Origin of the sequence: Enteractinococcus helveticum, from assembly GCF_001657475.1 — a bacterium.
In the GTDB taxonomy this organism is placed as follows: Bacteria; Actinomycetota; Actinomycetes; order Actinomycetales; family Micrococcaceae; genus Yaniella; species Yaniella helvetica.
Window position 1 is genome coordinate 1 of record NZ_LXEY01000102.1, and the last position, 9,309, is coordinate 9,309.

Annotated in this window: 9 protein-coding genes; 4 read left to right on the top strand and 5 right to left on the bottom strand. The window is 54.3% G+C overall.

The window, feature by feature from the left end:
• A partial coding sequence (locus A6F49_RS18920) for a MerR family transcriptional regulator (RefSeq protein ID WP_150119335.1) occupies positions 1-181 on the bottom strand: 181 nt, incomplete at its 3' end.
• Between the two features lie 705 nt (positions 182-886).
• Here A6F49_RS18920 and A6F49_RS14835 point away from each other — a divergent pair.
• Complete coding sequence (locus tag A6F49_RS14835) at positions 887-1,597, top strand: AAA family ATPase (RefSeq protein WP_043055330.1); 711 nt, start codon at positions 887-889, stop codon at positions 1,595-1,597.
• A 1,049-nt stretch (positions 1,598-2,646) separates the two neighbouring features.
• Here the strand turns inward: A6F49_RS14835 and A6F49_RS18165 are convergent.
• Positions 2,647-2,817: a hypothetical protein gene (locus A6F49_RS18165; protein ID WP_161485833.1), complete on the bottom strand. Its 171-nt coding sequence runs from the start codon at positions 2,815-2,817 to the stop codon at positions 2,647-2,649.
• A gap of 391 nt (positions 2,818-3,208) precedes the next feature.
• On the opposite strand from A6F49_RS18165, the gene A6F49_RS14840 reads away from it, so the two are divergent.
• Positions 3,209-3,790 (top strand): hypothetical protein, encoded by a 582-nt coding sequence (locus A6F49_RS14840; RefSeq protein ID WP_043055329.1) that lies wholly within the window; start codon positions 3,209-3,211, stop codon positions 3,788-3,790.
• 655 nt (positions 3,791-4,445) lie between these two features.
• Positions 4,446-5,588, top strand: a complete 1,143-nt coding sequence (locus A6F49_RS14850; RefSeq protein ID WP_201120369.1) for a hypothetical protein — start codon at positions 4,446-4,448, stop codon at positions 5,586-5,588.
• Between the two features lie 94 nt (positions 5,589-5,682).
• Here A6F49_RS14850 and A6F49_RS18925 read toward each other — a convergent pair whose 3' ends face one another.
• Positions 5,683-6,030, bottom strand: coding sequence for an SdpI family protein (locus tag A6F49_RS18925; protein ID WP_407643848.1), 348 nt, complete (start codon positions 6,028-6,030; stop codon positions 5,683-5,685).
• 276 nt (positions 6,031-6,306) lie between these two features.
• Here A6F49_RS18925 and A6F49_RS14855 point away from each other — a divergent pair, with 276 nt between their 5' ends.
• Positions 6,307-7,476: a hypothetical protein gene (locus tag A6F49_RS14855; protein WP_043055327.1), complete on the top strand. Its 1,170-nt coding sequence runs from the start codon at positions 6,307-6,309 to the stop codon at positions 7,474-7,476.
• Positions 7,477-7,718: 242 nt separating this feature from the next.
• On the opposite strand, the gene A6F49_RS14860 is transcribed toward A6F49_RS14855, so the two are convergent.
• Complete coding sequence (locus A6F49_RS14860; RefSeq protein ID WP_150119541.1) at positions 7,719-8,066, bottom strand: hypothetical protein; 348 nt, start codon at positions 8,064-8,066, stop codon at positions 7,719-7,721.
• Positions 8,067-8,311: 245 nt separating this feature from the next.
• The gene (locus A6F49_RS14865) at positions 8,312-8,689 is read right to left on the bottom strand and encodes a hypothetical protein (protein WP_150119542.1); all 378 of its coding nucleotides are present in this window, start codon (positions 8,687-8,689) and stop codon (positions 8,312-8,314) included.
• Positions 8,690-9,309: the final 620 nt, after the last annotated feature.

Sequence of the window (9,309 nt, forward strand, 5' to 3'; positions counted from 1 at the left end):
AAACGCTAAGGCCTAACTCTCGGAGATGTCGGATCCTCAGTAACAGTGTCAGATCGGCAATCGTATAACGCCGGTATCCATTCGAGTCCCGAGAAGGTTCCGGCAATAAACCCTCGTGATGATAATGTCGAATGGTACGAGACGAGACCCCGACGACTTCCGCTAACTCACCAATACGCATACCGTCTATTAAAAACTATGACGTAACGGCAAGGTCAATTCTTCCATCCGTTCATATCTTTGTACTGGGCGATTCTAAGTCTAAGCGCATGATTTGACTGGCGCTTCAGACAGGCACGAATTTACAAAACAGCCCTGTGGAATCTACAGTCGTCCAGTATCGGTAATGCAACCGCAGCATAATGCAGACTAATCACTCAGCATCAGACCAGGTATACCCGGAGTTGCAACGTTGCCCTTAGCGTCTGATGCTAGTTTCCACTGGTATATCGAATCGATAGAGTTTTGGTTCACCGATACTTAGACCGATAAAGATCGGTCTGTCCAACGGTGTCCATCCAGGGTTCCACGCTTCGCTCGTCACTTCTTTCTCTATCGCGCCATGTCGTTCACTACGCGGGCAAAGCGCCAGAATACGTTTCGCTTCAATTTGATCTGTGGCTTCGATTTCTATCGGGATGTTTATGTCCCGTTTCTATCATTCAGTTCTACACGCTCCAGACTGTCTAATCTGGCATACCCGTGTGGATTCAGGTTCCGTCCGAGTGTTGGGGTAAAAACTCATGACCAACGTTGCGTTCAGTTTGCAAAGCTAGCTCTCCATCCCCGTTGCCTACGTGTAAATTCGTTGTTATTCCGCATGGTATTCGATCATCGACGGCCCGAGACGTACCTCAGTCGAGGATCACTGTTTTAGGCTGGTTCTATGAGTCTTTTCAGCGCGTTACCGGTACGGCGAGTTGAAGAACACCCCCAGGCCCCCATGGAAAGAGGTTTCTGGCCTGCGACACTGGCCCCGGTGCAACAGATCCTCGATGCAGGTCTTGATTTCAGCCCGGTTACGGTTTTAGTGGGAGATAATGGAAGCGGGAAATCGACGATCGTTGAAGCACTTGCTGCTGCATTTGGGCTCAACCCTGAAGGCGGTACTCATGCTGCCCGGCATGAAACCCGAGCCACTGAATCGATGCTGGTAGAACATCTCCAACTCGTGCGGGGCGCGGGAGCTTCGAAACGCGGTGTCTTTTTGCGTGCTGAGAAGATGCACGGTCACTTCAGTTATCTTGAGGCCATTGGGGCGAGCAATTTACACGATAAAAGCCACGGCGAAGCGTTCTTAGACTTCGTGGTTGCACGATCCCACATTTCGGGATTGTGGGTGTTAGATGAGCCCGAGTCCGCATTATCTTTTAGCGGTTGTTTGACCCTGATCGGGTTACTACGTGAGTTGAAAATCCAAGGTTCTCAAATCGTGCTAGCCACGCATTCTCCGATTCTGGCGGCATTGCCCGAGGCCCAACTCTATGAGATCGGTGAGTGGGGCCTGCGCGAATCGGCATACGATGAACTTGGAATGGTACAAAACTGGTCCAGGTTCCTCAACGCACCTCAGCGGTACCTACGCCACTTCGAATAATCCGCCCCGTGAAGACACCTGCCAATCTAAACTTGGCTAGCCGCCTGTTGAATCTTAACCGTTAGCAGTCCTGTGCCCGGTAGGTCTTCTTGCTTAGATGATGCGTGCACAAAGCTGTATAAATTCGGGAGCTGGTTGCACGAATCGACACCAAGGCCACCAGCGGTCAGCCCAGAGCCGCAGGGCCTATGCCACATGAGGAACCCTCACTGGACACGCCCGACGCTGAGCAGGCATAACGGCAACAGCTCAGGTGCGAGTCACAGCGGTAAGTGGCGTAGTTTTCGCGGTGTTTAGTGGCCGATGAGCAAGGCTTGCCGTGCGGCTTTGGACCGTTCGATCTGTGTGAGTAGTCGGTCGATGAGGCGGAAGTTGTCGGCAGTGATCCGCACGAATGTTGCCACGGCTGTCGCGTCGGCAACTCTGGCGTTTCCTGCGTCGTCGGCGTCCAGGGGACCACCTACGAGCTGTGGGACCGGATCACCGAGCCGCCAAGCATCGAGGTGGGCTCATATACGGGCGCGGCTGGTTTAGGTTCTTGGCGCCAGCATAGGGTTGGGCTACCGTGGCATGGCGCGGATAAATCATCGGAGTTATGTCATCGAGTACCGCCTTGTGAACGCTGCGACGAACCAGTAAGACGCCGGGAACGCGCGGGCAGGTACCAAACTGGGGTGAGGAGATTGCGATAATGAAGGCAGAAGCGTTGCAGGAGACTGCTTGGAAACAGGCCGAGGCCCAGCCGGGATGTTCGAGAAGTCGTATTCATAGGTCGCTACCTATTTGTACATCAAGGGGCGTGAGTTGACACGTGTCGTCTCCTCACCGTGACATAGATCGTTGGGACCTTCAAAGCTATAACGTTGTACTCTTCTGCGGTGTGACTGTTAGCTTTCTTTGGCGGCATATCGCAGTTCCCGTTGGCGGTTACGTTCGTGACGGTTCAAAGCTGCGCTGTTGCCGGGCAGCCTGGATTCACAGAGTAGTTGAACCTTGATCCAGAGGTTTTCTGCGGTTTGTTGCCAGTCATCCTCTTGTAGGTATGTTGTTCACGGGTCATCGGCCACCAGAGCTACCGCTGCAGAACCATCTTCCAAAATGGTGATCTTGCCGTCTGTCATATTCTGGGTGTCAGAGCATCCTGCTCCTGCCTGATCGGTCGCAGGATCGAACTGGATTAAACACACCAGATGATCTGGGTTCTCGGTATGGCGGGCCACAAAATATGTCCTGTCGTTGTGGTCCCCTAGAAATCGAGCTGAGTCACCTTCGACATATGGCAATGCCGTGACCGCTTCAGGAACGGGTCGCGTGGAAGTGTCGTTAGTTTAAAATTGCCAGGCTTTGACTAGCGTTCGCTTGCGAACAGGCCGTTAACAGTAGCCCTGCCCCATGGCGAGGGCGACATGTCTCCGAACCATGCCTTGCAGCATAATCGATACCTATCACCGCTGTGCTCGGTAGGGGACCACTCGCCACCACCCCAGCGTCTCGTGCAGTGTGATACATCCTATAGGCTACTGTGTGTCCAGCGGTGCAGAACCCCTAGTCACCGCGAAAACGACACCCGATCCCTTCCTGGAAGACCGCAGGAGTCTGTAGACTGCCTGCATGGTCATAGCTATTGCACGTTGGAATCACTTGGGCCGAGTCCCACTGCTGGTCGGAGCGGGACTCGCAGTGTCGGGTCTCACAGCGTGTCAAGCCGCACCCGAGACGACAGTAGTGAATGAGTATGGGGTATTTTCTCACCAGCCGACCGAGGAGGACGTTCCTGCCGTGGTCCTGGACGACGAGGCCTTACAGGGCGTAGATGATCACTACTTCCGGTATCTTGGTGACCGCGAGACAATAGATTTCTATATGGCCCGAACCAACCCCGACGAAACGACCCAGGGTTTGTGTTTTATTGCGGTGCATGCCGACCGGGATAAGGCGATGTCCAACTGTGTCGGCCCTGAGGATATCGACGATATGATCGTGCCCCTGGACGCCACGACAATGGGTGCCCCAGGCCAAGCGTTCTTAATACCCGACAACGCTCACATCGATCTGCCCGCAGGCTGGACGAAGATCCGTCCAAACATCGTGATGGTCACCGACCCCGACACAGCCGTTGACCAAGTCGAGGGGCAACTACCCGCCAACATGGGCCAGGAAGACTTCACTCTGCATCGCGAGGCAAATCGCTGATCATTTCAGCATGATGCCGCTGTCCTGCTTTGAAGAAGACATGACCGTCTGGAGCGTGCGGGCGTGCCCGTGCGGTGCTGCAACCCAGCCTTGTTCTAGTCACGGAACCGCGACTTGATGGCCTGTTCCTCCTGCGAAATTAGGGTTCTGGGACCCTGAAAAACCTGCCGTAGCCACCGTGATTTAGTCGGCTAGCCTGACGTCTGGGTCTTTGCTGGTTGTGGACTTTCACTTCGCTGCACGGTGTTCCGCGACAGCGGTTTCTGCCATCTTTTTTGTACTTCGCTTTCGTGCATCGGATTTGTCGTGATTGGGTATCTTGATCGTTGATGGTCGGTACGAATCATGCACCATGCTTGGTTGAACTGGCCGGTTCGAAGGTCGCTGGCACGCATCCACACTTCGAAGTTTCCGGCGTCGCTAAACCACCCGTCAAAATGTGTCCAGCTTTCTACATTGAGTACCAGCACATATGAATCCTCAGCTCCCGTCAAGAACTTCACCCTGACATGCAGAAGTTTCAACGGGGGTATACCGAGTATGACGCGGTCGGTGGTAATCTGCTCCCAAAGAGCGCCTCGCATTTTAACAGCTCCTTGGTTGCATTGAGGGCTGGTGGGCGCTGTTCTCTCCGTGAACTAAAGGGGGCGAGGCGATGGATAGCTCACCTTCGGCGTCGCGTATGGCGCAGCTTCTGCTGGCGGGTCCGCGTGGGCGGAGATTTTTATTAGAGTATGCGCTAGCGTCTGAGCTGGAACGCAACCCGGTACGGACCGATGAGACGTTTGGGCAAGCGGTTGTCTATGCATCGTATCGTATGGATCCAGATGAAATGACTGCTAGTGCAGTGTTTGGTTGGGTCACTTCGGATGGGCAGCCATTTGAGGTAACAGTTGACGAGGTTGCGCAGCGGCTTAAAACACTGGAGCTCCTTGAGCCAACGCCGTGGCGACTGCGGCACGCTGTGGGTGCAGCGGTGGACAGTGCTCGGTATTGGCAGGAACCGGAAGGTACAGATATTTTGGCTGCAACTCCTGAGATGTTGCGTGAACTGTACCGCGTTGCTGCCCATATTGCAGCTTCGACTTTCATCAGGTGGTGGTGCACTCCGGTCGATATGTCTGGGCAATATGCTGTGCGGTGGGAAGATACACCGCTCAAAACGATTCCTGAGAATGTTCAGGAAACTTTATTGGCGGCACGTCACCAGATACACACCGAAGAGCGCTGGGCTCGGGTAGAACGAGGCTCAGATCCTACTGCGGGAGGGAGTGGTGAATGGTGGTCTCATCCGTGTTTTACCTTGCCTTCGTCGACGCGTCTGCTTTCTGATGGCCTCCCAGCAGGACTACGGTTTGTCGAAGACAGTCTGGGATGGGAGCATGCCGACAGTGTTGAGCTAATTGTGCCAAAGGGTCTGCGGGTCTTCGAAATCGAAGACGCTGCTGACTGGGCAAGCCTATGTGCACAGTTTCCTATCGAGGTCACTGCACAAAAACGCCCCGAGTGGTATGCGGTGACCGGACACACAGGCCGTTGGGTCGTTCCCGATTGGGTACAAGTAGCAGAACACTATGATGGCATACATCTTCAGGTCGGTGCCTACCTGGCCGCAGCCGGAGTCGCGATCCCTATCGATGACAGCACAGATACCGCCAGCATGATCGCCGGCTGGAACCCCGATGAAACGTACTGGTTCTCATCAAACATCAATTACGATCACCAGTACACCCGATGGGAGCTCCGAGACGCTGGCACCGGCATGGTGTGGAAACCAGCGTCCCCCGAAACCTCCTAAACAGGAGGATCTGTCTCGCACTGCCAAGCAGATCAGCAGCGTCTAACAGGGGCACCCTGTTAGACACCAGATGTTTCATTACGCCTGTGATCTGTCACTCGCAACTTCGTTTGGCGGTTTTTCGCAGGTTCAGATGGCGGTGTCGTTGGCTGATGCGGTAAGGCTTTTCGATGCTCGCTGGGCGTGTTTGAAGCCGACAAGAATTAGCCATAGATATGCAAGGTAGCCGACACCTATTATTGCGACCCAGAATGCAGTTCCTGAGGTGGTTGAGATAAAAGGGTATAGCACCTGCGGAAACCAGTGATCCGATTAGGAGCACCACAGACCCTTGTTTTACTTTCGGCCATGCAGCTCTATGGCCGGCATTCCATGCGGCATCGGATTTCATCGTGGCGGAAGAGCGTATGCCTACTGCAGCATTTCTGCCCAGACGTTGCATACGCTGGGGATTGGCCTGCCACCACGTATAGATCGAGACGACTATAGACAAAACGGTCACAAAGAATGCGATAGCCAGCACCTCTCGCGGTACGTCAGTTTTGCGCTCATCCTACCTCACGACTTAAACCGCCACTATGTCAAAGAGGGTATACCGAGTATGCTGTGGTCGGTGGTACTCTGCTCCAAAAGGGCGACTTTCATCTTGACAGCCTCTTTGGCTGCACTGAGGGCTGTTCGCGGCGAGGATTCACCTGATCAATAAGGGGCCGAGGCGATGGATAGCTCACCTTCAGCATCGCGTGTGGCGGAGCTGCTGCTGGCAGGTCCGCGAGGCCGACGGCTGCTGTTGGAGTATGCACTGGCTTCGGAGCTGGCACAGCACCCGGTTCGTAGTGAAGATTCATTTGGCCAAGCGGTCATCTATGCAGCACACTGGCTTGATCCAGATGTGATCGGTGGTCGTGCACTGCGAATGCAGTCCGCATTTGGCTGGTTTGACTCGCTATTTGGTGACGTCGCCGCGGAGTTAGACATCCCTGAGGTCACTGCCACCGAGGTCGCTGAGCGGTTGGGCGCAGTCGAGCTGTTAGAACCCACGCCTGTAGTGTTGCGAAACGCTCTGGTTGCTGCTGTGGATTCGGCTCGCTACTGGCAGGAACCCGACGGTGCAGACATCCTGGCTTCGACACCTGAGATGTCAGGTGCACTGCAACGCGTCGCACACCATATCACCGCTCCGCCACACACCACATGGTGGTGCACCCCGGTCGATATCTCTGCTCAATATGCACTGCAGTGGGAAGACATCCTGCCAAAAACTGTTCCTGATGATGTTCACGCAGCACTGCTGACGGCCCGACGCCGCGAACGGGCCGAAGAGCACATCGCTCGTACGGAACGCGACCCAGACCCTACTGCGAACTGGAGCGGCGAATGGGGATCCCACCCTCCCCTTACCCTGCCATCATCGACGCGCTTGCTGGGTGATGGCAGCCCTGCCGGACTGTGGTTGGTCGAAGACAGTCTCGGGTGGGAGCAAGCAGTAAGCGTGGAGCTGATCGTGCCGAAGGGTATGTCGGTGTTCGAGATTGAAAACGCTGCTGACTGGGCCAAGCTGTGTGCACGATTCCCCATCGAAGTCACCGCGCAAAAGCGCCACGACTGGTTTCGTACCACTGGGCGCGCAGGCCGTTGGGTGGTTCCTGATTGGGTGCAAGTAGCAGAACACTATGATGGTGTTCACCTCCAGGTCGGTGCATACCTGGGTGCAGCCGGCGTGGCGATCCCTGTCGATGACAGCACAGGGACTGCCAGTGTAATCGCCGGCTGGAACCCCGACGAAACCTACTGGTTTTCCTCGGATATCGCCTACGACCAGGAACACATCCAATGGGTGCTCGTAGACGCTGGTGCCGACATGGTGTGGAAACCAGCATCCACCTGAAAGCGTTATCAGCACCGATGATAGGGAGGATCTGTTGAGCAGGACCCGAAACGGATCAGTGGTGTCAACGCCGGTATGTGGGTCTTGACGGCGTGCAGCTCGTCCCACTGTGAGGGGTCTCAATCCGTAGGATGAGCTGTTGAGTTTCGTGGGGTGATACGAACTCTGTCAGTGTTGGGTGCGTTCTGACCGGTGGCAGTACTGCGCCACGTGCACGCGCTAGTGTCGTGTGATCTCGAACCTTATGCAGTAGTCGAAACCGGCAGAATGTTTAGCACTCCAGGGTCCCAGCCGGGACTTCGTTCTCGTAGTGCTGCTTCTGCTTCCTCTCGTGTTGCGAAGGCATCAAGCCCGTATTCAATATCAGGTGTTTCAATCTGGGTGAGGATAAAGACCTCTGGTAATTGGTCTTTCACCGTCTTGGTAGGCATTTCAATTCTGTAGACCAGGATGTCTGCTTCGGGGCGTTCCTGCCCACCCTGCTCAAATGCTTCCAAGGCTTTTTCTCGGTTCACAGTTGCTATGACAAGGCGCTGCGATGGCGGATCACCGTCCCGCTCGACAATATAAATGCCAACTTCATCACTCATGCCGGCAGACATTTAGGGGTCTCGATTCTCTATTTCCCACATGGCCATGTATCTATTCGAGTCTGCACAGCGCTTTGGTAATTCTTGCCACGCTGTACGGAATATCCTTTGGTCTGCTGATTGAAGCGGGATGAATTCTTATTTTTACAAATCCAGTTGACGTTCTTCTATGTTAGGTTTTTTACGTTCGAGTTTCTAACAGTTTTTGTCGTCAGTGGTATATAGGACGTCGCAGCATATGCCACTCATGAAACACGGGATCGAATGCTCTGATCTCCTGCCATACCCGGAATAGTCTTTGATGCGCTATGGATAAAACATAGTGCGAACAACAGTGCCGCCAACAGCATATGGAGCAAAGTTCCTGTAGCCGGGATCAGACCAACCCCGAGGTTGCCGTCTTCGCTGTTGAGCACCACGACCTCGCCGACCACAGTAGCGAGGGACGCAGCGAGTACCACTATCAGAGCAATGCGTCTGAGCCACGTTATCGTCACAACTGTAGTCGAGATCCAGACACTCACAAAGAGCGCCGTGATCGAAAGACTGATCACGCAGATGCTCAATAACGGCGGCAGCGTGTTAGTAAATAATCCCAGGAAGTCCCAGGCCAGAACAAACACACTGAAATTTAACACACTAGCCAGGGCCAGGTAGAACACACTTCGACGGCGGATTCTCATAATCTACTTTCCGTTCCATAGTGACGTAGTGCCGGCTACCGCTGCGTAATAACCCCCCGCTGCAGCGAAGCACGACGTTTTACTTGTTGCCGGGTTGCGCGTATAGAAGCCATTGCGACAATTCTGTTGACGATTCGCCCTGAACTGCAAGTCCCTTTGACGCCGCTGGGTCTTCTTCGTCGAGAATGAGATCCTCTTCTTAGCGATGATAGCAATCATCACATCGTGGAGTGCACAGACCACATACACGCACTGCTTCACTGATGTCTTTGTCCTTCGCCATCGCATACTGTGAAGACTACCTTTTGAAGAAATCAAGAACATCAGCCCCAGATGAGACCCAACCAAAAGCCACTGCAGCGCAGCTTTTGACACCCACCTACCGCAAACTCGCTAAGGCTGTTGAGGATGTGCAACCGACAAACGTCAATAGCGGTAATTTTCAAGTCGGGTGAGACCAGCGAGTGTTTAGGCAGCGAGTTGTGTGTCCTTTTGTGACGGTTCGGTGGGCTGGTTGATCCAGGCGGCTGCTGGCAGCTGCAGGGTTTTGGGCAGCTCAT

Coding starts and splice junctions, on each gene's coding strand:
- A6F49_RS14850 (WP_201120369.1), top strand. CDS start 4,446: ATGGATAGCTCACCTTCGGCGTCGCGTATGGCGCAGCTTCTGCTGGCG.
- A6F49_RS18925 (WP_407643848.1), bottom strand. CDS start 6,030: ATGCAACGTCTGGGCAGAAATGCTGCAGTAGGCATACGCTCTTCCGCC.
- A6F49_RS14840 (WP_043055329.1), top strand. CDS start 3,209: ATGGTCATAGCTATTGCACGTTGGAATCACTTGGGCCGAGTCCCACTG.
- A6F49_RS14855 (WP_043055327.1), top strand. CDS start 6,307: ATGGATAGCTCACCTTCAGCATCGCGTGTGGCGGAGCTGCTGCTGGCA.
- A6F49_RS14860 (WP_150119541.1), bottom strand. CDS start 8,066: ATGAGTGATGAAGTTGGCATTTATATTGTCGAGCGGGACGGTGATCCG.
- A6F49_RS14835 (WP_043055330.1), top strand. CDS start 887: ATGAGTCTTTTCAGCGCGTTACCGGTACGGCGAGTTGAAGAACACCCC.